Annotated in this window: 31 protein-coding genes; 13 read left to right on the top strand and 18 right to left on the bottom strand. The window is 67.2% G+C overall.

Going from position 1 to position 25,097, the window contains the following annotated elements:
• Positions 1–55: 55 nt before the first annotated feature.
• The 3 genes from ACJH71_RS16685 to ACJH71_RS16675 form a co-directional block, all read right to left on the bottom strand.
• Complete coding sequence (locus ACJH71_RS16685; protein ID WP_406759102.1) at positions 56–748, bottom strand: metal-dependent transcriptional regulator; 693 nt, start codon at positions 746–748, stop codon at positions 56–58.
• Between the two features lie 149 nt (positions 749–897).
• The gene (locus ACJH71_RS16680) at positions 898–1,863 is read right to left on the bottom strand and encodes a sigma-70 family RNA polymerase sigma factor (protein ID WP_085263651.1); all 966 of its coding nucleotides are present in this window, start codon (positions 1,861–1,863) and stop codon (positions 898–900) included.
• A 128-nt stretch (positions 1,864–1,991) separates the two neighbouring features.
• On the bottom strand, positions 1,992–2,417 hold the full coding sequence (locus tag ACJH71_RS16675) for a DUF3099 domain-containing protein (protein ID WP_406759101.1): 426 nt from the start codon (positions 2,415–2,417) through the stop codon (positions 1,992–1,994).
• 65 nt (positions 2,418–2,482) lie between these two features.
• Here ACJH71_RS16675 and ACJH71_RS16670 point away from each other — a divergent pair, with 65 nt between their 5' ends.
• Positions 2,483–2,722: a DUF3039 domain-containing protein gene (locus tag ACJH71_RS16670; RefSeq protein ID WP_036458716.1), complete on the top strand. Its 240-nt coding sequence runs from the start codon at positions 2,483–2,485 to the stop codon at positions 2,720–2,722.
• On the opposite strand, the gene ACJH71_RS16665 is transcribed toward ACJH71_RS16670, so the two are convergent.
• Together ACJH71_RS16665 and ACJH71_RS16660 are read right to left on the bottom strand one after the other, a co-directional pair.
• Positions 2,709–3,665, bottom strand: coding sequence for a YihY/virulence factor BrkB family protein (locus ACJH71_RS16665; protein WP_406759100.1), 957 nt, complete (start codon positions 3,663–3,665; stop codon positions 2,709–2,711). The two genes, ACJH71_RS16670 and ACJH71_RS16665, sit on opposite strands and share 14 nt — an antisense overlap.
• Positions 3,666–3,740: 75 nt before the next feature.
• Positions 3,741–3,935, bottom strand: coding sequence for a hypothetical protein (locus ACJH71_RS16660; RefSeq protein ID WP_046285837.1), 195 nt, complete (start codon positions 3,933–3,935; stop codon positions 3,741–3,743).
• Positions 3,936–4,054: 119 nt separating this feature from the next.
• Here ACJH71_RS16660 and ACJH71_RS16655 point away from each other — a divergent pair, with 119 nt between their 5' ends.
• Entirely contained in the window at positions 4,055–4,420 is a 366-nt protein-coding gene (locus tag ACJH71_RS16655) for a DUF952 domain-containing protein (RefSeq protein ID WP_406759099.1), read from the top strand.
• Here ACJH71_RS16655 and ACJH71_RS16650 read toward each other — a convergent pair.
• The 5 genes from ACJH71_RS16650 to cei form a co-directional block, all read right to left on the bottom strand.
• Positions 4,371–4,658, bottom strand: coding sequence for a hypothetical protein (locus ACJH71_RS16650; RefSeq protein ID WP_406759098.1), 288 nt, complete (start codon positions 4,656–4,658; stop codon positions 4,371–4,373). The two genes, ACJH71_RS16655 and ACJH71_RS16650, sit on opposite strands and share 50 nt — an antisense overlap.
• A 37-nt stretch (positions 4,659–4,695) precedes the next feature.
• Positions 4,696–5,772, bottom strand: coding sequence for a methyltransferase (locus tag ACJH71_RS16645; protein WP_406759097.1), 1,077 nt, complete (start codon positions 5,770–5,772; stop codon positions 4,696–4,698).
• Between the two features lie 9 nt (positions 5,773–5,781).
• The gene (locus tag ACJH71_RS16640) at positions 5,782–7,272 is read right to left on the bottom strand and encodes an RNA polymerase sigma factor (protein WP_406759096.1); all 1,491 of its coding nucleotides are present in this window, start codon (positions 7,270–7,272) and stop codon (positions 5,782–5,784) included.
• Positions 7,273–7,458: 186 nt separating this feature from the next.
• Complete coding sequence (gene ppgK / locus ACJH71_RS16635) at positions 7,459–8,268, bottom strand: polyphosphate--glucose phosphotransferase (protein WP_406759095.1); 810 nt, start codon at positions 8,266–8,268, stop codon at positions 7,459–7,461.
• A 27-nt stretch (positions 8,269–8,295) separates the two neighbouring features.
• The gene (cei, locus tag ACJH71_RS16630) at positions 8,296–8,946 is read right to left on the bottom strand and encodes an envelope integrity protein Cei (protein WP_406759094.1); all 651 of its coding nucleotides are present in this window, start codon (positions 8,944–8,946) and stop codon (positions 8,296–8,298) included.
• Positions 8,947–9,116: 170 nt separating this feature from the next.
• On the opposite strand from cei, the gene ACJH71_RS16625 reads away from it, so the two are divergent.
• Positions 9,117–9,419, top strand: coding sequence for a DUF4193 domain-containing protein (locus ACJH71_RS16625; protein ID WP_013829371.1), 303 nt, complete (start codon positions 9,117–9,119; stop codon positions 9,417–9,419).
• Positions 9,420–9,554: 135 nt separating this feature from the next.
• Here the strand turns inward: ACJH71_RS16625 and ACJH71_RS16620 are convergent, their stop codons facing one another.
• Positions 9,555–10,040, bottom strand: a complete 486-nt coding sequence (locus ACJH71_RS16620; protein WP_406759093.1) for a DUF3093 domain-containing protein — start codon at positions 10,038–10,040, stop codon at positions 9,555–9,557.
• A gap of 25 nt (positions 10,041–10,065) precedes the next feature.
• Here ACJH71_RS16620 and dut point away from each other — a divergent pair, with 25 nt between their 5' ends.
• The gene (gene dut, locus ACJH71_RS16615) at positions 10,066–10,530 is read left to right on the top strand and encodes a dUTP diphosphatase (RefSeq protein ID WP_406759092.1); all 465 of its coding nucleotides are present in this window, start codon (positions 10,066–10,068) and stop codon (positions 10,528–10,530) included.
• 39 nt (positions 10,531–10,569) lie between these two features.
• Complete coding sequence (locus ACJH71_RS16610) at positions 10,570–11,385, top strand: DUF3710 domain-containing protein (RefSeq protein WP_406759091.1); 816 nt, start codon at positions 10,570–10,572, stop codon at positions 11,383–11,385.
• Between the two features lie 136 nt (positions 11,386–11,521).
• On the opposite strand, the gene ACJH71_RS16605 is transcribed toward ACJH71_RS16610, so the two are convergent.
• A complete protein-coding gene (locus ACJH71_RS16605) occupies positions 11,522–12,223 on the bottom strand; it encodes an alpha/beta hydrolase (RefSeq protein ID WP_406759090.1) in 702 nt (233 codons plus the stop codon).
• Positions 12,224–12,334: 111 nt separating this feature from the next.
• Here ACJH71_RS16605 and ACJH71_RS16600 point away from each other — a divergent pair, with 111 nt between their 5' ends.
• The gene (locus tag ACJH71_RS16600) at positions 12,335–12,706 is read left to right on the top strand and encodes an OB-fold nucleic acid binding domain-containing protein (RefSeq protein WP_024441567.1); all 372 of its coding nucleotides are present in this window, start codon (positions 12,335–12,337) and stop codon (positions 12,704–12,706) included.
• Between the two features lie 28 nt (positions 12,707–12,734).
• On the top strand, positions 12,735–13,409 hold the full coding sequence (locus tag ACJH71_RS16595; RefSeq protein ID WP_406759089.1) for a DUF3159 domain-containing protein: 675 nt from the start codon (positions 12,735–12,737) through the stop codon (positions 13,407–13,409).
• Here the strand turns inward: ACJH71_RS16595 and ACJH71_RS16590 are convergent.
• Together ACJH71_RS16590 and ACJH71_RS16585 are read right to left on the bottom strand one after the other, a co-directional pair.
• The gene (locus ACJH71_RS16590) at positions 13,395–14,057 is read right to left on the bottom strand and encodes a potassium channel family protein (protein ID WP_406759088.1); all 663 of its coding nucleotides are present in this window, start codon (positions 14,055–14,057) and stop codon (positions 13,395–13,397) included. The two genes, ACJH71_RS16595 and ACJH71_RS16590, sit on opposite strands and share 15 nt — an antisense overlap.
• Positions 14,054–14,725, bottom strand: a complete 672-nt coding sequence (locus tag ACJH71_RS16585; protein ID WP_024441570.1) for a TrkA family potassium uptake protein — start codon at positions 14,723–14,725, stop codon at positions 14,054–14,056. Before ACJH71_RS16585 ends, ACJH71_RS16590 begins: the two co-directional genes overlap by 4 nt.
• A 114-nt stretch (positions 14,726–14,839) precedes the next feature.
• Here ACJH71_RS16585 and ACJH71_RS16580 point away from each other — a divergent pair, with 114 nt between their 5' ends.
• Positions 14,840–16,831 (top strand): APC family permease, encoded by a 1,992-nt coding sequence (locus ACJH71_RS16580; protein ID WP_406759087.1) that lies wholly within the window; start codon positions 14,840–14,842, stop codon positions 16,829–16,831.
• A gap of 2 nt (positions 16,832–16,833) precedes the next feature.
• Positions 16,834–18,009, top strand: a complete 1,176-nt coding sequence (locus ACJH71_RS16575) for a class I SAM-dependent RNA methyltransferase (protein ID WP_406759086.1) — start codon at positions 16,834–16,836, stop codon at positions 18,007–18,009.
• Here ACJH71_RS16575 and ACJH71_RS16570 read toward each other — a convergent pair.
• A complete protein-coding gene (locus ACJH71_RS16570; RefSeq protein WP_406759085.1) occupies positions 17,998–18,456 on the bottom strand; it encodes a GbsR/MarR family transcriptional regulator in 459 nt (152 codons plus the stop codon). The genes ACJH71_RS16575 and ACJH71_RS16570 overlap by 12 nt on opposite strands.
• 52 nt (positions 18,457–18,508) lie before the next feature.
• On the opposite strand from ACJH71_RS16570, the gene ACJH71_RS16565 reads away from it, so the two are divergent.
• From ACJH71_RS16565 to ACJH71_RS16555, 3 genes are read left to right on the top strand one after another with little or no spacing between them, the layout of a single operon-like run.
• Positions 18,509–19,393: an ABC transporter ATP-binding protein gene (locus tag ACJH71_RS16565; RefSeq protein WP_406759084.1), complete on the top strand. Its 885-nt coding sequence runs from the start codon at positions 18,509–18,511 to the stop codon at positions 19,391–19,393.
• On the top strand, positions 19,390–20,088 hold the full coding sequence (locus tag ACJH71_RS16560) for a fluoroquinolone transporter permease (RefSeq protein WP_406759083.1): 699 nt from the start codon (positions 19,390–19,392) through the stop codon (positions 20,086–20,088). The genes ACJH71_RS16565 and ACJH71_RS16560 overlap by 4 nt, the downstream gene beginning before the upstream one ends.
• A complete protein-coding gene (locus tag ACJH71_RS16555) occupies positions 20,088–20,861 on the top strand; it encodes an ABC transporter permease (RefSeq protein WP_406759082.1) in 774 nt (257 codons plus the stop codon). Before ACJH71_RS16560 ends, ACJH71_RS16555 begins: the two co-directional genes overlap by 1 nt.
• Here the strand turns inward: ACJH71_RS16555 and ACJH71_RS16550 are convergent.
• The gene (locus ACJH71_RS16550; RefSeq protein ID WP_406759081.1) at positions 20,843–22,132 is read right to left on the bottom strand and encodes an ArsB/NhaD family transporter; all 1,290 of its coding nucleotides are present in this window, start codon (positions 22,130–22,132) and stop codon (positions 20,843–20,845) included. The genes ACJH71_RS16555 and ACJH71_RS16550 overlap by 19 nt on opposite strands.
• Before the next feature lie 8 nt (positions 22,133–22,140).
• Positions 22,141–22,584: a CBS domain-containing protein gene (locus ACJH71_RS16545; protein ID WP_406759080.1), complete on the bottom strand. Its 444-nt coding sequence runs from the start codon at positions 22,582–22,584 to the stop codon at positions 22,141–22,143.
• Between the two features lie 47 nt (positions 22,585–22,631).
• Here ACJH71_RS16545 and dxs point away from each other — a divergent pair, with 47 nt between their 5' ends.
• Positions 22,632–24,545 (top strand): 1-deoxy-D-xylulose-5-phosphate synthase, encoded by a 1,914-nt coding sequence (dxs, locus tag ACJH71_RS16540; protein ID WP_406759079.1) that lies wholly within the window; start codon positions 22,632–22,634, stop codon positions 24,543–24,545.
• Here the strand turns inward: dxs and ACJH71_RS16535 are convergent.
• Positions 24,542–24,958, bottom strand: a complete 417-nt coding sequence (locus ACJH71_RS16535; RefSeq protein ID WP_406759078.1) for a PACE efflux transporter — start codon at positions 24,956–24,958, stop codon at positions 24,542–24,544. The two genes, dxs and ACJH71_RS16535, sit on opposite strands and share 4 nt — an antisense overlap.
• Positions 24,959–25,097: the final 139 nt, after the last annotated feature.

Raw genomic sequence — 25,097 nt, 5'->3', positions numbered from 1 at the left:
GCGAGGTTCGACGGAGGAGAGGCGAAGCTGGGACCGCCGCATGAGGCAGCGGCCTTCAGACCTTCTGGACCTTGACGGCGTGTGCCATCTCGAAGGGCAGGCTCACGTCGGCGTGGCCCGGGATCACGATGGTCACGCCGTCGTCGCCATCGGCCTGCACGGTCACCCTGGCGTTGGGTACCACGCCGGCTTCCTTCAGCCGAGTGATCAGGTCGATGTCGCCCTGGACGTGCTCGGTGAGCTGGCGCACCACCACCGCCACCGGCGAACCGGCCGGCAACTCGGTCAGCCGCACCAAGTCGGAATCCCAACCGGCGGAGCCCGCGCCGAAGCCGAGGTCGGGCAGGCCGGGGATGGGGTTGCCGAACGGCGATGTGGTCGGGTTGTCGAGTACTTGAACCAGGCGCCGCTCGACGTCCTCGCTCATCACGTGTTCCCAGCGACAGGCCTCGGCATGCACTTCTTCCAGCGGCAAGCCGATGATGTCGACGAGCAGCCGCTCAGCCAGCCGGTGCTTGCGCATCACGGACACGGCCAGGGTGCGGCCCTTCTCGGTCAGTTCGAGGTGACGGTCGCCGGCCACTTTGAGCAGGCCGTCGCGTTCCATCCGGGACACCGTCTGGCTGACGGTCGGACCACTTTGCTCCAGTCGCTCGGCTATCCGCGCACGCAGCGGGGTGACACCCTCTTCCTCAAGGTCGTAGATCGTCCTGAGGTACATCTCGGTGGTATCAACCAGGTCATTCATTCCGCACCTTCCGTCGCAGCTGAGTCTACTTCGGCAGCCGAGTACACGGTTAGCGAGCGACGCTCGGCGCTGCGGCTACAACATAGCGCCGGCGGGCCGCCGAGATCGGCGGCCCGCCGGCGCGGGGGACGGGCGGCTCGAAGCCGGCGTCAGCTGGCGTACGAGCGCAGCCGGTCGGCGCGTTCGCCATGGCGCAGTTTGGCCATCACCTCGCGCTCGATCTGGCGGACCCGCTCGCGAGACAGACCGAACAACTTGCCGATCTGGTCCAACGTGCGGGGCTGGCCGTCGTCGAGGCCGAACCGCAGCCGGATCACCTGGTGCTCGCGCTCGTCGAGGGTGGCCAGCACGCTGCGGATGTCGGTGTGCAGCAGCTCCGAGATCACCGCGTTCTCTGCCGACATCGCCTCGGAGTCCTCGATGAAGTCACCCAGCGGGGCCTCCTCGTCGGAGCCGACGGGCATGTCCAGGCTGACCGGGTCGCGGCTGTGCTCGAGCAGGTCGTTGATCTTCTCCGCCGGAATGCCGGATTCGGCGGCGAGTTCCTCGTCGGTGGCCTCGCGGCCCAGCTGCTGGTGCATCTCACGCTTGATCCGGGCCAGCTTGTTCACCTGTTCCACCAGGTGGACCGGCAGCCGGATGGTGCGGCTCTGATCTGCCATCCCTCGGGTGATGGCCTGGCGGATCCACCAGGTCGCATAGGTGGAGAACTTGAAACCCTTTGCGTAGTCGAATTTCTCCATCGCGCGGATCAACCCCAGGTTGCCTTCCTGGATCAGGTCCAGCAGTGGCATGCCCCGCCCGGTGTAGCGCTTGGCCAGTGAGACCACCAACCGCAGGTTGGCTTCGAGCAGGTGCCGACGGGCGGCCTCGCCGTCTCGTACCACCGTCGCCAGTTCGCGCTTGCGCTTCTCGCCGAAGCGCTTGCGGGTGTCGAGCAGATGCTGGGCGTACAACCCTGCCTCGATCCGTTTGGCGAGCTCTACCTCGTCGGCGGCATTGAGCAATGCTGTCTTGCCGATTCCGTTGAGGTACACGCGCACCAGATCTGCGGCTGGGCTCTGCGCGTCCAGATCGCCGTCGATCCGACTGGTGGTGGCATCTGCCTTTGCCATTGCGGCCTCCCGTTGATCGGCTTCAGCTGTCACACGTGTCAACGCCCGACACGCGTGCAGAGTTCCCGGCCGATCGCGTTTCCACACCACCTGACGTGCGGAAATACGGCAATGACTTTGAGAATGTGCTAAGAACCGGTACCGTACGGCGCTTCGCCGGTGGTGCTACCGCCCGAATCCGGGGGCATGCGCCGCTCCAGGGCGGGGCGGGTGCCGGTGGGGAACAGTGGCGTACGAGTGGGTGCCGCTTCATACCGGCGGGGTTCTTCGGCGCTGCGGGGCGGCCGGTCGTTGGCGATCAACACCGCGATCCACGGCAGCGGTATCGACGCCACCAGGATCAGCAACGAAATCAGGCCGTTGTGCCATTGTCCGTACGCGAGCGCGGCCAGGATCAGTGCAGGCACCCGGAACGCCATCAGGGTCAGGTACTTGCGTACCCGTTCGCGGTGCTGCTGCTCGAAGGACGGGGCGGCCGCAGTGATCAGGACCGGTCGGCCGTCGTCGTCGAAACCCAGCTCGGGGCCGTGCTTCATTACTCCACTGTCCCACACGAACGATTCGGTGGCACGAGGGGTTTTGGATCGTCCCCGGTTCTGGGCACAATGGGGAGATGGGCATACAGACCGACACCCTCGAGCGCACCGATTCCGAGGAACGCGTCGATGACGGGACCGACGGCGACACCCCGAAGTATTTCCATTACGTCAAGAAGGACAAGATCGCCGAGAGCGCGGTCATGGGCACGCACGTGGTGGCGCTGTGCGGTGAGGTCTTCCCGGTGACCAAGTCGGCCAAGCCGGGCTCGCCGGTCTGCCCGGACTGCAAGAAGATCTACGCGACTCTCAAGCAGGCTTGACCGGATCGGTGGCGTCGTTGTCGGGGCCGGTTCGGGCCCGCCCTGACACCACCCAGGTACGCAGCTGGTGCAGGTGGGTTGCCTGCGCGGGCCACTCCTCTTGAACTGCCGCGTTCAGTTCGGCACCCAGCATGATGGCGAAGCCGAGCAGGAACGCGAACAACAGGAACGCGATCGGGGTTGCCAGTGCCCCGTAGGTGTAGCCGGTGCTGGTGATGTAGCGCAGGTAGATCCGCAGCCCCATCGTCGCCACCACGAACACCGTGGTGGCCAGCAGCGCGCCGAACACCAGCCGATGTGAGGGCAGCGGCTTGGGCAGCGACACCCGATAGAGCACGGTCACCGCCAGCAGCAGGCCCAACACCAGCGCCGGGTAGTAGCCGAACCGCAACACGTCGGTCCACTGCGCCGGCAGGTGCTCGGCGACCGCATGCGGCCCCAGCGCGGCCAACGGTGCCGTGGCCACGGCGATCACCAGCATCGCGACATAGAGGCCCAGTGCAAAGAAGCGTTGGCGCACCGGATGCCGCAGCGGAGTTTGATCGTGCGCTTCGACCACCGAGTCGACGAACGCCGAGATCGCCGAGGATCCGGCCCACAGCGAGATCACGAATCCCAGCGAGACCACTTCGCCGCGAGCATTGGCCACGATGTCCCGCACCGTCGGCTCGATGATCTCCACCACGACGTTCTTGGAGAAGAAACTGCTGGCCATGCCGATCAGCCGGTCCTGGATGGTGGCCAACGTGTCGGGCCCGAACAGCGGGGCTACATAGGACAGGCTGCCCAGCATCCCCAGCAGCAAGGGTGGCAGCGACAACACCGACCAGAACCCCGCCTGCGCCGATTCGGCGAAGATCGAATCGTCCCAGCTCTTGACCAGGGTGCGACGTGCAATGCGGAGCAGGTGGTGGCGGGAAGGTCTGGGGATCTGGTCATTCATGACCAGCCCAGCATTCCTGACGCGTGCTGCTATTGCACAATCGGCGCAGACGGGCGTGTTGCGTGCCGGTTCTGGTTACGCCTCGGTCGCTGCGCTGACCTGAATCACGGCCGCCAACTCGATCAGCTTGGCCTCGTGTTCGTTGGCGTGATGCTGGCAAAACAGAAGTTCGGCACCGGAGGGCAGCGTGGCTCGTACCCGTGCGGCAGCACCGCACCGGTCGCATCGATCAGCCCGAGTGAGTTCGGGACTGGTCAGAGTCGCGTTCATGGGCTCCTCCGTTCTCGCGGTTATTCTCAAGTGTGTCAGACGCTTGCGCGTTCGGCGTTGTTCCCCGGTTCGGCTGTGTCGTGTCTCACCCCTGCCGTCGGTACGGCAGGATCGGTGACATGACGCAGTCCGGTAACCCGTCCGATGCCTTGGTGCACCTGTGCAGCGCCGGCGACTGGGCGGGCGCGCAGGCCTCCGGCGCGCTGCGTCCCGAGTCGTTGGACAGCGTGGGATTCGTGCACATGTCGACTCCGCAACAGGTGCACCTGCCCGCGAATCGGCTGTACCGGGGCTGCACGGATCTGGTGTTGCTGCAGGTGGATCCGGCCAAAGTCGGTGCGCCGGTGCGCTGGGAGCCGGGTGTCCCAAGCGACCCGGAGGCCATGCTGTTCCCGCATCTGTACGGGCCGTTGCCCATCTCTGCGGTGATCGGCGTCAGTGATTATCGGCCCGGCCCGGACGGTGTGTTCGGCCCGGTCGGTTGAGGTTGATCGGGGTTGTCGGCTTGGCTGCGGATGCCCGGGTGAGTTCGCTACGGGCGAACGTGGTTTGCGCCTTGTTGATCAAAACAGCGGGCACTCGCGGCCAGGCGGCGGCGACCGCGTTGATCGCGTCGAGCACAGCGGGATTCAGATCGGCCTCGGGCGGCACCCGGTGGCCATGGGTGGCCGCGCGCTTCAACAACGCAGCGAAGGTCGCCGGTGACGCGTCATCCGTCGGCATGCTGGGCGATCCTACGCCGTAGCGCCGGGCACGGCTCCTAGACGGCCCGTGCCTCGACGATCGCCAGCGGGCTGGTGGTGGGCACCACGCGCTGCAGCTCGAATCCCGCCTGGGACAGCAGTTCGGCGTACTCGCGGCGGGTACGTTCCTGTCCGCCGGCGGCAACCAGCATCTCCAGGTCGAGCACCAGGCCCAGGTGTGCAGGAGCGCCTTCGGGCAGCACCATCTCGAACAGCAACACCTTGCCGCCGGGGGCGATGGCGGCCCGGACATTGCGCAGAATCGCCAACGACTGCTCGTCGTCCCAGTCGTGGATGACGGTCTTGAGCAGATAGGTGTCGCCGCCGGCGGGGACCGAGGAGAAGAACGACCCGCCCTGGATGTCGCAGCGTGACGCCACATCCGCCACCGTCGCGTCGGCGCCGGCCACCACTTGCGGCAGGTCGAACAGCACGCCGCGGGCGTCGGGCGCCTGACGCAACACCGCGGCCAGCAGCGAGCCGTGACCGCCACCAACATCCACGATCAGCTTGCTGTTGCTGAAATCGTATGCGGGAACCGCGCTTTCGATAGCGACGGACGATGCTCCGGTCATGGCGTCGTTGAAGACCTGCGCCAGTTCGGGGTCGGTGTCGGTGTACTCGAAGAACGACATTCCGCGAACCTTGCTGACAGCGGTCTCACCCGTCCGTACCGAGTGCTCGAGGTTCGACCAGTGTTCGCGGTGCGCCGGGTGGCCGATGAACGCGACCATCGGGGCCACACTGGCCGGGTTGTCGGAGACCAACGCTCGTCCGGTGCGGGTCAGCGCGAACCGGCCGTCGCGGCGCAGTTTGAGCACGGAGTTGCTGGCCAACGCGCGCATCAGCCGGTACGTGGCACCGGGGTTGGTGCCCACGTGCTGGGCGACCTCGTCGGCGGTCAGCGGACCGTCGGCGAGCACGTCGGCAATGCCCAGTCGCACCGCGGCGCTGAGCGCCTGGGTGAGCCACCCGGCGAACCCGAGCTCCATGATGGCCACGGGTGCCGGGACGGTGGCCTGGCGCAGCCGCTGCAGGCCACCACGAAACGCGTTGACGGCGCTCAGTACCGCCGGCGGAGGTGTTTTGGCCATGTCGGCGCGCTAGTCGAGGTAGTCGCGCAGGACCTGGGACCGGCTGGGGTGCCGGAGTTTCGACATCGTCTTCGACTCGATCTGGCGGATGCGCTCCCGGGTGACGCCGTAGACCTGGCCGATCTCATCGAGGGTGCGCGGCTGGCCGTCGGTGAGGCCGAACCGCAGCCGCACCACGCCGGCTTCGCGCTCGGAGAGCGTCTCGAGCACCGACTGCAGCTGGTCCTGGAGCAGGGTGAACGAGACCGCGTCGACGGCGACCACGGCTTCGCTGTCTTCGATGAAGTCGCCGAGCTGCGAATCGCCCTCGTCGCCGATGGTCTGATCCAGCGAGATGGGCTCCCGGGCGTACTGCTGGATCTCCAGCACCTTCTCCGGGGTGATGTCCATCTCCCGGGCGAGTTCCTCGGGGGTGGGCTCGCGGCCCAGGTCTTGCAGCAGCTCGCGCTGGATGCGGCCGAGCTTGTTGATCACCTCGACCATGTGCACCGGAATACGGATGGTGCGCGCCTGGTCGGCCATGGCGCGGGTGATGGCCTGGCGGATCCACCAGGTGGCGTAGGTGGAGAACTTGTAGCCCTTGGTGTAGTCGAACTTCTCCACCGCGCGGATCAGACCCAGGTTGCCCTCCTGGATCAGGTCCAGGAACGCCATTCCGCGGCCGGTGTAACGCTTGGCCAGCGACACCACCAGCCGCAGGTTGGCCTCGAGCAGATGGTTCTTGGCGCGGTCGCCGTCGCGGCAGATCCACGCCATGTCACGCCGGTAGGCGACCGCCAGCTTCTCACCTTTTTCGGTGTGCTCGGCCATCTTCTGGGTGGCGAACAGGCCGGCCTCGATGCGCTTGGCCAGCTCGACTTCCTCTTCGGCGTTGAGCAGCGCCACCTTGCCGATCTGCTTGAGGTAGGCGCGCACCGAGTCGGCCGACGCGGTGAGCTCGGCGTCCTTGCGCGCCTGCCGCAGCGCTTCGGACTCCTCTTCGTCCCAGACGAAGTCGCCTGAGGCCTTGTCCTTCTCGCTGGGTTCGGCGATCTCGTCGTCGTCTTCATCGGCCGCACCGCCGGCCGCGACGGCTGCCGGGCCTGGCGTGGCGTCGTCGGCGTCGTCGTCTTCGATGTCGTCGATGGCTAGGTCGGTGTCCTCGATGTCGCCCTCACCGGGCTCGCCGTCCAGCTCGACATCGGTCTCGAGATCCTCGGGAGCCAAGTCGCCGTCGGCGTTCTTCGCAGCTGCCTTGGTGGCCTTGGCGGCCTTCTTCGCCGGACCCCGGGTCGCGGGCTTGGCTGCGCCGTCAGCGGCGGTACGCGCCGTCGACTTGGTGGCCTTCTTGGCGGGCGCTGCTGCCTTGGTGGCCTTGGCCGCGGTCCGCTTGGCGGGCGCTGCCCCGGCAGACTTCGCGGGAGCCTTGGCAGGCGACTTCACGGCGGCTTTGGCGGGCGCCTTGGTGGCGCTGCCCTTCTTGGGCTCCTCAGTCGCCGGTTGTGCCTTGCTCGCTGCCACGTCCACCCCTTCGGTCGGACTGACTTTCGGGTTGCAGCGTCGTGCGCAACCGAAAGTGTCGGGTATGTCGAATGTCGGCTCTATTTCAGTTGGTGATCAACTGGGATAGTCGCCGCTATCGGTTAGGCGGCCGCCGTCGACCATTGTAACGACAGGGCGGGGCAGTAATCGCCGAGCGGGCGTTATTCAGCGGGTCACGTCGGTCGACGACGCCATCGCGGCCCCGACAATCCCGGCGGTGTTCTGCAGTGTCGCGGCGACCACCGGAGTCCGGTTGCCCAGCAGCGGCACCCACCGATCGGCTTTGCGGCTGATGCCGCCACCGACGATGATCAGGTCCGGGCAGAGCGCGTCCTCGACCGCTATCAGCACCATGGTCACCTGCTTGGCCCACTTCTCCATGGACCAGTTCCTGCGTTCCTTGACCGAGGCGGCGGCCCGGTGCTCGGCCTCTTTGCCGCCCACCTCGATATGCCCGAGTTCGGTGTTGGGCAGCAACTTTCCGTTGTGAATCACCGCCGAGCCGATTCCGGTACCGAAGGTGAGCAACACGACCACGCCGCTGTTGTTCTTGCCTGCCCCGAAGCGCTCCTCGGCGAGCCCGGCGGCGTCGGCGTCGTTGAGGATGACAACCTGCTGGCCATCGAGTTCGGCGGCGATCGTCTGCTGCGCGTTCAACCCGATCCAGGACTTGTCGACGTTTGCGGCGGTCTGCACCACGCCGTCGACCACCACGCCCGGATAGGTGACTCCCAACGGGCCGGTCCAGCCGAAGTCCCGGACCACCGCGGCGACGGTCTGGGCGACCAAGACCGGTGTGGCGGGGCTGGGTGTGGGCAGCTTGAACCGTTCACCGATCAGTGCGCCGGTGTCCAGATCGACGACGCCGCCCTTGATGCCGCTGCCGCCGACGTCGACGCCGAAGCCGCGTCGTTGCCGCCGTGCGCCGGCAATCGGACGGTCCTCGATCGGGGCAGGGGCGGGTTCGGTGCCCATCGGATCTCCTCTTCGGCGATTCGGTTGTCAGCAGGTGCCGGAATGAATCTTGGTCAGCAGCGCCGGGTCGGGCAATCCAGTGGCGTCCGGACGCAGGCCGGCCAGCGCCGCCTCGATGTCGTCGCTGTGGGACAGGCTGACGAAGTCACTGCCGACCGCCAGATCCACCGAATCGTCGGCACGGTCGTCGCGGAACAGTTCCGTGCACGGCGCCACCAACCAGAGTGCCGCCGCGGCGGCTTGGCCCGCGGGGCCGAACCGGATCTGGCCCTGGCAGTCCAGCCGGTCCTCGGCGTAGACGGGGTCGTTGGCGGCGGTCGGCTGGGCGAAGCCGTCGTCGCGCAGCGCATCGGCGACGTCGGCGGCCTGTCCGGCACGGCCGCTGGCATTGAGGACCCTGGCCTTGATGTCGGCCAGCTTGGCCGGGGTGGTGCTGATCATCGCGGCGCGCGGCACCTGAGTGCCCAGCTTCGGCTGGTCGGGCTCGGTCGGCGGCGGCGGGGCATTGCACACCGCGACTTCATGGACGTCGGCCGGGCGGGTGAGCGCCACCGTCCATGCCACGGCGGTCAACAGTGCCAGCGCGGCCAAGGCGTAAGCGGCCGGTCGGTTGTTGCGTCGCCGGAACGGCCGACCGTGTTTGTCGAACTCGGAACCGGTAGTGATTTGCGCGACCACGTACGCACTCTAGAGGGCGTCCGCGGGGGCGATGACCGTGGTCAACAACGTAATGTGACGTAAATCACACTTGATCTGACGGCGATCCGGGCACGAATCATTTGGTGGATGCGTTCGACGCTGGTACAAAGCTCGCGCAGGGTTTCGAGGGGACTTGAGGGGAGAAGACCATGGCTACCGATTACGACGCCCCACGGCGCACCGAGACCGACGACGTTTCCGAGGATTCGTTGGAGGAACTCAAGGCGCGACGTAACGAGGCGCAGTCCGCTGTGGTCGACGTCGACGAGTCCGAATCGGCCGAGTCGTTCGAGCTGCCCGGTGCCGACCTGTCCGGCGAGGAGCTGTCGGTGCGTGTCGTTCCGAAACAGGCCGACGAGTTCACCTGCTCGAGCTGTTTCCTGGTGCAGCACCGCAGCCGTCTGGCCAGTGAGAAGAACGGTGTGATGATCTGCACCGACTGCGCGGCCTGACCGGGCCCGTCCCGCTCAATCCTGCTTAGCTCGATGGCGACGACCCGCTGCGCCCGACTTCGTCGCGCTGGCGATCGTCGCTAGCTCGATGGCGACGACCCGCTGCGCCCGACTTCGTCGCGCTGGCGATCGTCGCTAGTCCTGCAATGCCGCCAGCATCCGCTGCGGATTGCGGCAGCTGACCAGCCAGTACGGCGTCGGGTCGTCGGGATCATCGACGACGGCCAAGATCATCGGCCCCACCCACCCGCGATGGACGACGTACGCCGCCGGGTCGAGTTGGCGGCCCAACGCCGCGGATTTGGCTGACTGCGGGACCTCGGCGCAGCGTGCAATCGCGGTGGTCGGCAGGTGCGCGTCGCCGGCCCACAGCTGCGTTTCACCGCCGCTTTCGACAACGCGCACCTTGATGCGTCCCAGCCACAGCAGGGCGCCGACGGTGATCGCGAAGAACACCGCGAACGGCAGCCAGCCGGGCAGCGTGCGCAGGCCCAAGCGGACTTCGTAGGCCATCAGCCCGTTGCCCAAGAACCCCAGTGGCCACCACCACCACGGCACCCACAGCTGTTCGCTGTAGCGCACTGTTTGCGATGCCCGATGGTTCAGGCGCGATCCCGACATCCGGCTAAGAGTAGTCTTGCGCCTCGTGTCGCCCAGTCTTGCGGTTGTTCGCCTAGATCCGGATCTGCCCCTGCCGAACCGTGCTCACGCCGACGATGCCGGCGTCGACCTCTACAGCGCGATCGACGTCGAGCTGGCTCCGGGGCAGCGTGCGCTGGTACCCACCGGAATCGCGGTGGCAATTCCCTTCGGCATGGTCGGCCTTATCCACCCTCGGTCGGGTTTGGCTGCGCGGGTGGGTCTTTCGATTGTCAACAGTCCCGGAACCGTCGATGCGGGCTATCGTGGTGAGATAAAGGTCTCGTTGATCAACCTTGACCCGGCGACGCCGATTGAGATCCACCGCGGCGACCGGATCGCCCAGTTGCTGGTGCAACGGGTCGAACTTCCGGAACTGGTCGAGGTGGCCTCGTTCGACGAGGCCGGGCTGGAACCAACGACCCGTGGTTCCGGCGGACACGGGTCCTCGGGTGGGCACGCGAGCTTGTGATGGCTTGTGACGGCAGAGCGATGAAGATGGGCGGCTGTGATGGCATTCGGTAGGGGTAAAGGCAAAGGCGAGGCCGACGAGCCGACGAGCGCCGGGCCGGAAGCCTCCGGAGCAGCGGACGGGTTCGTGTCCGAGTCGGAGGAGCTGGAGGGCCCCTTCGACATCGAAGATTTCGACGACCCCGCGGCGGCGGCGACGGCCCGACTCGACCTGGGTTCGGTGCTGGTGCCGATGCCGGCCGGCGCCCAGGTCCAGGTCGAATTGAGCGAGGCGGGAGTCCCCAGCGCGGTGTGGCTGGTGACGCCCAACGGTCGGTTCAACATCGCCGCCTACGCCGCGCCCAAGTCGGCGGGTCTGTGGCGTGAGGTGGCCGGCGAGCTGGCCGACGCGCTGCGCAGGGACAACGCGATGGTCAGCATCGTCGACGGTCCGTGGGGCCGGGAGGTGCTCGGATCGGCGACCGGTGCGGTCCGGTTCATCGGTGTCGACGGCTACCGCTGGATGGTGCGCTGCGTGATCAACGGTCGGCCCGAGACCATCGACGTGCTCGCCCAGCAGGCGCGCGAGGCGCTGGCGGACACGGTGGTGCGGCGCGGCGACACGCCGCTGCCGGTGCGTACCCCGTTGCCGGTGCGGCTGCCCGAGCCGATGGCCGAGCAGTTGCGCGCTGCCGCGGCACAGCAGGCCGCGGCGCAGCAGGCGGCGGCCGAGCAGGCTGCAGCCCAGCAGGCAGCAGCGCTGCAGCAGCAGGCCGCCATGTTCGGCGGAGGCGGCGACGTACCGCCGGCGCCGGCCGCCCGCCGCAGCGTGGAGGGATCCGCGATGCAGCAGTTGCGCACTATCACCGGCGGTTAGCGAGGCTCGACGGAGGAGAGCCGAAGCTGGACCGCCGAATCAGCACCGGCGGTTAGCGAGGCTCGACGGGGGAGAGCCGAAGCTGGACCGCCGAATCAGCACCGGCGGTTAGCGAGGCTCGACGGAGGAGAGCCGATCAGCCCGCAGCGATCGTCAGCGCATTCACGCAGGCGGTGCCCAAGGCGGTCGGGTCGATGCCGATCTGGTCCAGGGTGACGGTGCACAGCGCCGCGCGCGGGGCCGCGGCGGCCCATTCAGAGGCCGTCTGCAACGGATGAACTGCGTCGTCGACCGCCGCGGTCACGCCCATCGGCACCGCCAGGGTCGCCAGCTCGGCGTGCGTCGGCGCGACATAGGCCGCAGCCTCCTCGAGTGCGTCGGGAAGTTGCGGCCACTGGGCGGTCCACGATCGGGTCAACTCGTCGCCCAGCCACGGCGGGCTCGATGCCCGCATCTGGGCCACCACCGCCGCCAGACCGTCGTTGCGCAACTGCTCGGCGCTGTAGCGCGCGGCATGGGCCGCCGGTGCGTCATCGGGGGCGCCGGTCCAGGCGGGCAGCGCGGCCAACACCCCGACCGCTCGCTCGGGATGGCGCAGGGCCCAAGCGGCGGCTACCGCCGCACCGATCGAGACTCCACCGACCAGGATCGGGCCGGACCGTGCGGCCGCCGTATCGAGAGCATCCAGATAGCCCTCGATGAGTCGGCCGGGTTGGGGGCGATGCGTGACCAATTCCGCGCCCACATGCTGCAACGGCTGGGCGAACGCCCGGTGGACGTAGTCGTCGTCGGAGCCGGTCCCCGGCAGCAGGACCGCCGTCGCGCCGCGCAGAACCATGCCACCTCTTGATCGTGTTGGGTGTTGTCAGCCACCCCGTGGGCAGGTCATGTGGCATTAGGTAATCAACAGGTCTACCGTAGCGTGCGCATACGAGTAAGGGAGAGGGCAATGGCTGCTCCGAAAGGGTACCTGCGCCGGCTGACTCGGCGATTGACGGAAGATCCCGAGCTGCGTGACGTCGAAGAGTTGTCCGACGAGGCGCTCAATACCGGCGCGCAGCGGGCGATCGACTGCCAACGCGGCCAAGAGGTCACCATGGTCGGGGTACTGCGTAGCGTCGAAGCCAACGCCAAGGGTTGCGTGGGCGGCGTCCGCGCCGAGCTGTTCGACGGCACCGACACGGTGACGCTGGTGTGGCTGGGGCAGCGACGCATTCCCGGGATCGACTCCGGTCGCACCCTGCGGGTGCACGGCCGGCTGGGCAAACTCGAAAGCGGCTGCAAGGCCATCTACAACCCGCACTACGAAATCCAGCAGTGATCGCGCCTCCCATCGGGTCGGCGCAGCGATGAGCGAGGACTACAGCGCCGAGGGCGCACAGGGGCCGCAGCGGCTCCTGGAGCAGATCGGCGGGGTCGCTGGGGTGGTCTACTCCTCGCTGCCGATCGTGGTGTTCGTGCCGGCCTCCAATCTCTTCGGCCTGCGGGTCGCGGTCCTGTCGGCGCTGGGGGTGGCCGCGACGGTGCTGGTGTGGCGCCTGATTCGCCGGCAATCCAGCCAGCCCGCCATATCCGGCTTCATCGGGGTGGCCGTCTGCGCGCTGATCGCGTATCGGACGGGCGACTCCAAGGCGTATTTCCTGCTCGGAATCTGGACGTCGCTGGTGTGGGCGGTGGTGTTCGCCGCCTCGATGGTGATCCGCCGGCCGGTGGTCGGCTACATCTGGTCGTGGGCCAGCGGCCAGCCCCAGGCCTGGCGTGAGCTGCGGTCGGCGATCTACGCCTACGATCTCGCGACCCTGACCTGGGTGCTGGTCTTCGGCTCGCGTTTCGTGGTCCAGAGACTGCTCTACGACGCCGATCAGACCGGCTGGCTGGGAGTGACCCGCATCGCCATGGGCTGGCCGCTGACCGCGGTTGCGGCGGTGGTCACCTATCTGGCGGTCAAGTACGTGCAGCGTGCGCTGGATGAGCGGCTTGCCGAGGGCGAGGCCGAGCGCGAACCCCGGTCAGTGAGCCGGTAGCAGCAGCGCGCGCAGTTCGGTTTCGACGCCGTTGGACGCGACGAACAACAGCTCGTCCCCGCCTTCCAGGGGCTCGTCGTCCTGCGGCACGATCACGCGTGTCCCGCGCAGGATCGTTACCAGCGCGGCGTCTCGGGGCAGTGTCAGCTTGCGCACCGGCTTGCCGCCCCACGGGGTGTCGTCGGGCAGGGTGATCTCCAGCAGATTGGCCTGACCCTTGCGGAATTCCATCAACCGCACCAGGTCTCCGACTGCGACAGCCTCCTCAACCAGCGAGGCCAGCATGCGTGGCGTGGACACCGCGACGTCCACGCCCCAGGCGTCGGTGAACAGCCACTCGTTGCGGGGATCATTGACCCGGGCCACCACCCGGGGCACCGCGAATTCGGTCTTGGCCAACAAGGACAGCACCACATTGGCCTTGTCATCGCCGGTTGCAGCGATCACCACATCGAAGGACTCCAGGTGCACGGACTCCAACAGGCTCAGCTCGCAGGCGTCACCGAGATGCCACTGCGCATCGGCGATGTCCTCGGTGTCGACGTGATCGGGGTTGCGCTCGATCAAGGTGACCTGGTGGTCGCTGTCGAGCAGCTCCCGGGCGATGGACCGGCCGACCGCCCCGGCCCCGGCTACCGCGACCTTCACTTGTCCAGGTCCTCGCTCGGCGGCAGCGCGGCGATCGCGATCGCCTCGGCAACCCGGCCGGAGACCGCGACGATGTACACCTGGTCGCTGGCCTGAATGACCGTCTTGGGCTCGGGCAGGATGCCGGTGCCGAATCGGATCAAGAACGCCACTCGGGCATTGGTCGCCGCCTCCAGGTCGGTGACGGGACGACCGATCCAATCCTCATGCAGGACGACCTCGGCGACAGCGACCGTGCCGGTGGGGTCCCGCCACTTGGTGGTCTCGCTTTCCCGGGTCAGTGCGTCGAGCAGGCGGTCGGTGGTCCACGGCACGGTGGCGATGGTCGGGATGCCCAGACGCTCGTAGACCGCGGCCCGCTTGGCGTCGTAGATACGGGCGACCACCCGCGAAACGCCGAACGTCTCCCGGGCCAGCCGCGCCGCGATGATGTTGGAGTTGTCACCTGAGGACACCGCGGCGAACGCAGCGGCTTCCTCGATGCCCGCTCGTAGCAGCACATCGCGGTCGAAGCCCATACCGAGCACTCGCTCACCGTTGAACTCCGGGCTCAGACGGTTGAACGCGGTGCTGTCTCGGTCGATGATGGCGACCTCGTGGCCGATCCGGGACAGCCCGTCGGCGAGTGAGGCACCCACCCGGCCGCACCCCATGACAACTACCCGCACGTGCTGTGTCCTTTCAGGTCCTCTGGGCCGACTTTCGGCTGGTTATCGACTGCGATAGTGCCCGTATTCGGTGAACGCTACCGCCAATGCCCGCCTGGCTTACCCTTGGCTCTCGTGTCGAAGATTTCCACCGCTGCTCGGCGCCTGGTTCTGGGCCGCCCCTTTCGCAGTGATCGGCTCAGCCACACGCTGCTGCCCAAACGCATCGCCCTGCCGGTGTTCGCCTCCGACGCGCTGTCCTCGGTGGCCTACGGACCTGAAGAAGTCTTTCTGGTGCTGTCGGTGGCGGGCCTGGCGGCCTATCGCATGACCCTGTGGGTCGGGCTGGCCGTCGCTTTCGTGTTCATCACCGTGGTGGCCTCCTACCGCCAGAATGTGCACGCCTACCCTTCCGGTGGCGGCGACTACGAGGTGGTCACCACCAACCTGGGCGCTACCGCAGGTCTGACTGTGGCCAGCGCGTTGATGGTGGATTACGTTCTGACGGTTGCGGTCTCGATCTCGGCCGGGATCGCCAACATCGGCTCGGCAATACCTTTCATCGCCGACCACAAGGTCGTGTTTGCGGTGGGCACCGTTGTCGTGGTGGCGGCAATCAATCTGCGAGGCATCCGCGAATCCGGTACTGCGTTCGCCTTCCCGACGTATGCGTTCATGATCGGCGTCTTCGCCATGCTGGGCTGGGGGCTCTTCCAGATCTTCGTGCTGGGCCATCCACTGCAGGCCGAGTCGGCGGCGTTCAAGATCCACTCCACCCAGGGCGAGGTGGTCGGGGTGGCCCTGGTGTTCCTGGTGGCGAAATCGTTCTCGTCGGGATGTGCCGCGCTGACGGGGGTGGAGGCGATCAGCAACGGCGTGCCGGCGTTCCGCAAACCCAAGTCGCGCAACGCCGCCACCACGCTGCTGATGTTGGGTGTGATCGCGGTGACACTGATGATGGGCATCATCGTGCTGGCCCGCGAGACCGGTGTGAAGATCGCCGCGCGCCCGCACGAACAGCTGATCGGGGCGCCGGCGGACTACGACCAGAAGACCTTGCTGGCCCAGCTGGCCGAGACGGTGTTCCGGGGCTTTCCACCCGGTCTGTGGATCATCGCCGGGGTGACGGCGCTGATCCTGGCGCTGGCCGCCAACACCGCGTTCAACGGGTTCCCGGTGCTGGGTTCGATCCTGGCGCAGGATCGGTATCTGCCGCGCCAGCTGCATACCCGTGGTGACCGGCTGGCCTTCTCCAACGGCATCGTGTTCCTGGCCGTGGTGGCCATCGCCTTCATCGTGGCGTTCGGGGCGGAGGTGACCGCGCTGATCCAGCTCTACATCGTGGGGGTGTTCGTCTCCTTCACGCTGAGTCAGATCGGCATGGTGCGGCACTGGAACCGGTTGCTGCGCAACGAAACCGACCGTGCGGCACGGGTCAATATGATGCGTTCCCGAGTGGTCAACACCATCGGCTTCGTCGCTACCGGGGCGGTGTTGATCGTGGTGATCGCCACCAAGTTCGTAGCCGGCGCGTGGATCGCGATCGTCGCGATGTCGGTGCTGTTCGCCGTGATGAAAATGATCCGCCGGCACTACGACACCGTCAGCCAGGAGTTGGCCGAGCAGTCAGCCGCGTTGGACGACCAGGCGGTGCTGCCCAGCCGCAACCACGCCCTGGTCCTGGTCTCCAAGCTGCATCTGCCGACCCGCCGTGCGCTGGCCTACGCGCGGGCCACGCGCCCTGACGCCCTGGAGGCGATCACGGTCAACGTCGATGACACCGAAACCCGCGCCCTGGTACGCGAGTGGGAGGATAGCGAGATCACCGTCCCGCTCAAGGTGATTGCATCGCCGTATCGCGAGGTCACCCGGCCGGTGCTCGACTACGTCAAACGCATCAGCAAGGAGTCGCCGCGCACCGTGGTGACCGTCTACATCCCCGAATACGTGGTGGGCCACTGGTGGGAGCAGTTGCTGCACAACCAGAGTGCGCTGCGGCTCAAGACCCGGCTGTTGTTCATGCCGCAGGTCATGGTGACCTCGGTGCCTTGGCAGCTGGTCTCCTCGGAGCGGCGCAAAGTCATGGAGCCGCACCACGCGCCCGGCGACACCCGGAGAGGTTTTTAGTAGTGATCGATCAAGAGCTGACCCTGGTCACAGGGGCGCCCGCGAACGGCGGCAGTTGTGTGGCCCGCCACGACGGCCGGGTCGTCTTCGTGCGGTACGCGCTGCCCGGTGAGCAGGTGCGAGTGCGGATCACCGCCGAGCGGGGCTCGTACTGGCACGGTGAATGTGTCGAGGTGCTCGAACCCGCGGCCGGCCGGATCGAGTCGCTGTGCCCGATCGCCGGGGTGCACGGTGCCGGCTGCTGTGACCTGGCGTTCGCCGACCCGGCCGCGGTGCGCGCGCTCAAGGGCGAGGTGGTCTCCAACCAGTTGGCCAGACTCGGTGGCCACGAATGGCGGGGCGAGGCCGAAGCGCTCGGCGACGACGGCCCGACGGGCTGGCGTAGCCGGGTCCGCCTGGAGGTGGGCGCCGATGGCCAGGCCGGGTTTCACCGCTATCACAGCGATGAACTGGTCACCGACCTGCGCTGCGGTCAGTTGCCGTCCGGGATGACCAAAGGCCTGGCCGAACGGAGCTGGCGGCCGGGCGATCACGTGCACGTGGTGGCCGACGACGACGGGGTCCGCCACGTGGTCAGCACCGGACGCGAACACCGCCCGGAGGTCGTCGAGGGCGACTACCACTCCACCCAGTGGGTGGGCCGGCGCCGCTGGCAGATCCCGGTGACCGCGTTCTGGCAGGCGCACCGCCGCGCGGCCGCGCTCTACAGCGCGCTGATTGCGGAGTGGGCGCAGCCCGACGCCGGAAGCACCGCCTGGGACCTCTACGGCGGGGCGGGGATCTTCGCCGCGGCGCTGGCCGATCCGGTGGGGGAGTCCGGCCGGGTGATCAGCGTCGACACCTCGCGGGCCGCGACGGGGGCCGCGCGTGCGGCGCTGGCCGACCTGCCTCAGGTCTCGGTGCGCACCGACTCGGTGCGCCGGGTGTTGGGCGCCGAGCGCGCCGCGGCCGGCGTCGCGGTACTGGACCCGCCGCGCGCCGGGGCCGGCCGCGAGGTGATCGATCTGCTGGCGGCCGCCGAGGTGCCGCGGGTGGTGCACATCGGTTGCGAGGCGGCAGCTTTCGCCCGCGACATCGGCCTGTACCGCGGGCACGGCTACACCGTCGAGCAGATCCGGGTGTTCGACGCGTTTCCGCTGACCCATCACGTGGAGTGCGTGGCGCTGCTAACCCGATGACTGCAGGCGCCAGCGCTCCAGCAGCTCCGGTATTTCGGCAAGCAGAAACGTGTAGAAATCCCGCATACGGGTGAGTCGATGGTGGGCCGGGTGGTCGTCTGTGGTGGCCGCGATCCCGGCCGCCGCGGCGTCCTGCATCGCCGTGATCGCCACGTTCTGGTTGGTGAACAGCACCGCCCACGCGTCGTCGCGCAGCCGGTAGTGCTCACGCCGGCTGGCCGGTGCCGGCACCCGTTCGACCAGGCCGACCGCGGTGAGCATCTTCATCGCCCCGGAGATCGCGCCCGCGCTGGCCTGCAGCTGATCGGCCAGTTCGCCCATGGTCATCGTGGGCTGCTCGGTGAACAGCAATGTCGCCAGCACCCGGGCGGTCATCCGCTGAAGTCCGAGGCCGCTCAACGTCAGCGCGAGCTGTTCGGCGATGCCGGGGTCTGGATCGTGTGCCATCGGGAAAACCTGTCTGTTCACTAATTTCTGAAATGTCAGTATATTCGATCGTGTGCTCAATGACGGCGACGGCACCGAAGTGATCCGGGTGCGCGGACTCACCTACAGCTACCCGAAAGCCGAGCGGCCGGCGGTTCGCGGTATGGACTTCTCAGTCGGGCGCGGCGAAATCTTCGGGTTCCTCGGTCCCAGCGGCGCCGGCAAGTCCACGACGCAGAAGCTGCTCATCGGCCTGCTGCGCGGCCACGGCGGCCTGGCCCAGGTCTGGGGCCGAGACCCGGTCGGCTGGGGAGCCGACTACTACCAGCGCATCGGGGTGTCCTTCGAACTGCCGAATCACTATCAGAAACTCACCGCCCTGGAGAATCTGCGGTTTTTCGCGTCGTTGTACGCCGGCGAAACCGCCGACCCGATGGCTCTGTTGGATGCCGTCGGACTGGCTGAACACGCCAACACCCGGGTGGGCGACTACTCCAAGGGCATGCAGATGCGCCTGACCTTCGTTCGGGCCCTGATCCACGATCCCGAACTGATCTTCCTCGACGAACCCACGTCCGGTCTGGACCCGGTCAACGCCAACAAGGTCAAAGACATGGTCCGCGACTTCAAGGCGCGCGGCCGGACCGTTTTCCTGACCACTCACGACATGGCGACCGCCGACGAGCTATGCGACCGGGTGGCATTCGTCGTCGACGGCAGCATCGTCGCACTGGACACCCCGGCGGAGCTGAAGATCGCCCGCAGTCAACGAGTGGTGCGCGTGACCTACCGGGCTCCGCAGGGCGGACTGGCGTGTGCGGAGTTTGCCATGGACACCCTGGCCGACGATCCGGAGTTTCACGCCTTGCTGCGCGAGCAACACGTGGAGACCATCCACAGCCGCGAAGCCAGCCTCGATGACGTCTTCGTCGAGGTCACCGGAAGGAGCCTGGCGTGACCCGGCTGGCCGCCGCGGTACGGCTTGAACTGACGCTGCAGGTGCGCCAGAAGTTCCTGCATGCCGCGGTGTTCTCCGGGCTGATCTGGCTGGCGGTGCTGTTGCCGATGCCGGCCCGGCTGCGCACGGTCGCCGAACCGTATGTGCTGCTGGGGGATACGGCCATCATCGGCTTCTTCTTCATCGCGGGCACGGTGTTCTTCGACAAGCAGGACCGGACTTTGTCGGCGATCATCGCGACGCCGCTGCGGTTCAGCGAATATCTGAGCGCGAAACTGATACCCCTGGTGGTGATTTCACTGATGGTGGCGGTGACGGTGGCTGGCATCGGGGGTTCGGGGTACCACCCGATACCGCTGTTGATCGGCGTGCTGTTGGCAACCTTGGTGATGCTGCTGGTCGGATTCACCACCTCGATGCCGTTTGGCTCGATCAGCGACTGGTTTTTGGCGGCGACTATCCCGTTGGCTGTGCTGACATTGCCCATGCTGGGCTACGCCGGGGTGTGGTCGACGCCGGTGCACTACCTGATCCCGACGTACGGGCCGTTGCTGCTGTTCGGGGCGGCGTTCGAGCAACTGAGCCTGTCGCCGTGGCAGCTCGGGTATGCGCTGGTCTACCCGACGTTGTGCATCGCAGGTCTGGGGCGCACGGCGCACGCCCTCTTCGGCCACTACATCATCGAGCGGTCCTGATGGCCGACGTGCGCGTGCTGGCGGCCCTCGGCCGCAACGATCTGCGGGGCACCTACCGTGACCCGCTACTCGTGATGGTCGTGTTGGCGCCGGTGATCTGGACCAGTGGGGTCGCGGTGCTGACGCCGCGATTTACCGCGATGCTCGCGCAGCGCTACGACTTCGATCTGGTGCCCTACTACCCGTTGGTACTCACCGCATTTCTGTTGCTGACCTCAATCATCATCGCCGGTGGCCTGGGAGCTTTCCTCGTTCTCGACGAGGTCGACGCCGGAATGCTGGCCGCGTTGCGGGTCACGCCGGTGCCGCTGTCTGCGTTCTTCGCCTACCGGGCGGCCACCGTGCTGGTGGTGACGACCATCTACGTCATCGCCACCCTGTCCTTCAGTGGGATTCTGCGCCCCGGCATGGTGCCGTCGCTGATCCCGATCGGGCTGCTGTCCGGGCTGTCCGCGGTGGTGACGTTGCTTCTGATCCTGGCGATGGCCAGCAACAAGATTCAGGGCCTGGCTGCGCTACGCGGTCTGGGCATGCTGATCGCGGGGTTGCCGTGTCTGCCGTGGTTCATCGGATCGGGCTGGAATATCGCGTTTGCGGTGCTGCCGCCGTACTGGGCGGCGAAGGCGTTTTGGGTGGCCGGTGACCACGGTGTGTGGTGGCCCTATTTGGTGGGCGGCGTGGTTTACAACCTGGCCATCGCGGTGCCGTTGTACCGACGCTTCATTGCAAAGAACATCGGCATGTCGACCGAGATTCAGCCAAAGACGAAGTAGCGCAACCACAGGTAAGCCGCAGACAACGTCACCGAGACGATGGTGACCAGAATGCCTTTGCGGGTGAACTCCCAAAACGAGATGGGATTGCCTGCGCGGCGGGCGATTCCGAGCATCACCACATTCGCGCTGGCACCGACGGCGGTCAGGTTGCCGCCGAAGTCGGCACCCAGGGCCAGCGCCCACCACAGTGCGTCGGGGTGCAGATTGGTGGGCAGGTTGGTGCTGAGTTCAGCGACGACCGGGGTCATGGTCGCGACATAGGGGATGTTGTCGATGATCCCGGAGACCGGCGCGGACACCCCCAGGATTCCCAGGGTGGTCAGCAGCGCATTGCCACCGGTGAGCTCGGTGGCGGCGTTGGCCAGGGCGGCGATGGCACCGGTGTCCACCAACGCGCCGACCATCACGAACAGGCCGGCGAAGAACAGCAGTGTCTCCCATTCGACCCCGGCCAGGTAGTCCGAGCGCTCCATCTTGGAGATCACGATCAACACCCCGGCACCGAGCAATGCCACCACCGACGGTTCCAGGTGCAGCGCCCCGTGACCGAAAAACCCGGCGAACACCGCGGTCAGCACCGCACCGCACTTGATCAGCAGACCGCGGTCGCGGATCGCCTCGCGTTCCTCGAGGGCCATCACATCGGCGACCCGGTCGGCGTCGACGGTGAACGATCCCGGAAACAGCCACCGCAGCATGACGGTGAACACGATCAGCACGATGACCACAATCGGCAGCATGTGGACCAGAAATGCGTTGAAGGTCAACCCGGCCCGGCTGGCGATGATGATGTTGGGTGGATCGCCGACCAGGGTGGCGGCGCCTCCGATGTTGGAGGCGAACACCTCCGCCATCAGGAACGGCGCGGCGTTGATCTCGAGGCGGTCGCAGACCAGCAGCGTGACCGGGGCGATCAGCAGCACCGTGGTGACGTTGTCCAGCAGTGCCGACGCGACGGCGGTCACCAGCACCAGCAGGATCATGATTCGCAGCGGAGAACCGTTGGCGCGCTTGGCGGCCCAGATCGCGATGTATTCGAATACCCCGGTCTGGCGCAGCACGCTGACGATGATCATCATGCCCAGCAGCAGGAAGATGACGTCCCAGTCGATCCCGGTTGTGTGCGAGTAGAAGATGTCGTCGGACGAGATGACGGGCAGGATGACGACGGCGGCTGCGCCGGTCAGCGCCACCAGGGTCTTGTTGACCCGGTCGGCGGCGATGAACGCGTAGGCGATCAGGAAGACCGCTACGGCGAAATAGGCCATCCGCGGGATCAGACCTGCAGCGCTGTGGCCAGCAGACGCGACGCGGTTATCACGCCGTGCAGTTTACCGTTCTTGACGACGGCAACCAGCGGGCTGCGCAGCCGGGCCATGGTGGAGGCGACTTCGATCACAGTGTCGGCAGCGCCGGCGATCGGCACCTCCGGCAGGTGTTCGGGCAGCATGGCGCGCACCGCCTTGCCGCGCAGTTTCTCGGCGGAACTGTCGGCCATGGACTCGCTGAGCACCCCGGCCAGTGACGGGTCGTCCTGGACATAGCCCGGCACGATGAAGCGCACCACCTGGGAGGCCGGCAGCACCGCGTACGGCCGGCCGGTCGAGTCGGTGACCACGAGGCCCGGTAACCGATGCTCGGCCAACAATGTGGCCGCCTCCATGGCGTCGGAGTCGATGGCCACCACCGGGAATTCCTCAGCGATCTGTTCGGCGTGCACATGACGACGATACGGTGGGTGCCCCCCGCCATGCGTAGACTGGCCGGATGCTTGAAGGGATCCGCGGCCCCGCCGATCTGCAGCACCTCACGCAGGCTCAGCTGACCGATCTGGCGGCGGAAATCCGTGAGTTTTTGATCCACAAGGTCGCCGCGACCGGAGGGCATCTGGGGCCCAACCTGGGTGTGGTGGAGCTGACCTTGGCGCTGCACCGGGTGTTCGACTCCCCACACGACCCGGTCATCTTCGACACCGGGCACCAGGCCTACGTGCACAAGATGCTGACCGGGCGCTGTCCCGACTTCGACACCCTGCGCAAGAAGGGCGGGCTGTCGGGTTACCCGTCACGCGCCGAGAGCGAGCACGACTGGGTGGAGTCCAGCCACGCCAGCTCGGCGCTGTCCTACGCCGACGGCCTGGCCAAAGCCTTCGAGCTGACCGGGCACCGCAACCGGCATGTGGTGGCCGTCGTCGGCGACGGCGCCCTGACCGGCGGGATGTGCTGGGAGGCGCTCAACAACATCGCCGCCGGCAACCGCCCGGTGGTGATCGTGGTCAACGACAACGGCCGCAGCTACGCGCCCACCATCGGCGGGTTCGCCGACCATCTGGCCGCCCTGCGGCTGCAGCCCGCCTACGAGCGGCTGCTGGAGCGGGGCCGCACCGCGATCCGCGGCGTACCGGTCGTCGGGGAGCTCGGCTACCAAGTGATCCACAGCTTCAAAGCGGGCCTCAAAGATGCACTGGCGCCGCAGGCGCTCTTCACCGACCTGGGCCTGAAGTACCTGGGCCCGATCGACGGTCACGACGAGGCCGCGATGGAGTCCGCGCTGCGCCGCGCGCGGGGATTCGGCGGGCCGGTGATCGTGCACGTGGTCACCTGCAAGGGCAAGGGCTACGGCCCCGCCGAGAACGACGAAGCCGAGCAGATGCACGCCTGCGGGGTGATCGATCCGCTGACCGGCTACGCCACCGAAACCGCCGGGCGCGGCTGGACAGCGGTGTTCTCCGACGCGCTCATCGAATACGGGACCAAGCGCCGTGACGTCGTCGCGATCACCGCTGCGATGCCCGGCCCCACGGGGCTTGCGCCGTTCGGGCAGCGCTTTCCGGATCGGATGTTCGACGTTGGGATCGCCGAGCAACACGCACTGACTTCCGCGGCCGGGCTGGCGATGGGGGGCCTGCACCCGGTGGTGGCGGTGTATTCGACATTCCTCAACCGCGCCTTCGACCAGCTGGTCATGGACGTCGCACTGCACAAGCTGCCGGTCACGCTGGTATTGGACCGGTCCGGGATCACCGGGCCCGACGGTGCCAGTCACAACGGCATGTGGGACCTGTCGATCCTGGGGATCGTGCCCGGCATCCGGGTGGCCGCACCGCGCGACGGCATCCGGCTACGGGAAGAGCTCGGCGAAGCGCTCGACGTTAATGACGGACCCACTGCGTTGCGATTCCCGAAGGGGGATGTGGGCGAGGACATTCCCGCCATCGAGCGGCGCTCCGGGGTGGACGTGCTGGCCGTCCCGGCCGACGGGTTACCCCAAGACGTCCTGCTGGTCGCGGTCGGCGCGTTCGCGCCTATGGCACTGGCGGTGGCCGACCGGCTGCACAACCAGGGCATCGGGGTGACGGTGATCGACCCGCGTTGGGTGCTTCCGGTGCCGCAGGTGCTCGTCGAGATGGCCGGCGCACACAAGCTGGTGATCACCTGCGAGGACAACGGCGTGGCCGGCGGTATCGGCTCGGCGGTGTCGGCAGCGCTGCGGCGTGCCGAGATCGACCTGCCCTGCCGCGACGTCGGTCTGCCGCAGCGTTTCTACGACCACGCCTCGCGCGGGCAGCTGCTGGCCGAGGTCGGCCTGACCGCACAGGATGTGGCCCGCCAGATCACCGGCTGGGTGGCGGCGATGGGCGCGGCCAATTGCGTCGACGAAGTCAGCGAGCGGCTGGACTAACTCACGCCGGAGATCGGCGGCCACACTGCGTCGAACAACCAGGCGAACACGAACGTGTAGACCAGGAAGAACGCCAACAGGCCGATCTCGAGACCGAACGCCTGCGCCAGCGACACCTTCAATAGCGCGGCCACGATCGGCAACAGCAGCACGACCAGGCCACCTTCGAAGCCGATAGCGTGCACGATCCGGCGACCCACCGTGCGAGTCGAGGAGTCCTGCCGCCGTTCCCATGCCTCGAACACGGTGGTCCAGGCGTAGTTCCACACCACCGCGACAGTGGACGCTGCCACCGCCACGGCACCTGAACTGCCGCCGCCGAACCCCAGGACGGTCAGGCCCAAGGTGGTCAGCGCGACGGCGACAAGCTCGTAGCTGATGACGTAGACGATCCGGCGAAAAATTGGTGACACGAGGTCCTCCCAGGAAAATCAACCATGGGAAGTCCTTGACGGTTCGCGTCCACGGTTTGCGTGACGTGAGAAGCACTGGCCGAACACGCAATACGGCTGCTCCCCGGGCAGTCTAGCAACAGCCGTGCCGCAGCCTCGG

The sequence above is a fragment of the Mycobacterium sp. SMC-15 genome, assembly GCF_045310925.1.
Taxonomy (GTDB): Bacteria; Actinomycetota; Actinomycetes; order Mycobacteriales; family Mycobacteriaceae; genus Mycobacterium.
This window is presented reverse-complemented; position numbering and strand designations above follow the sequence as displayed.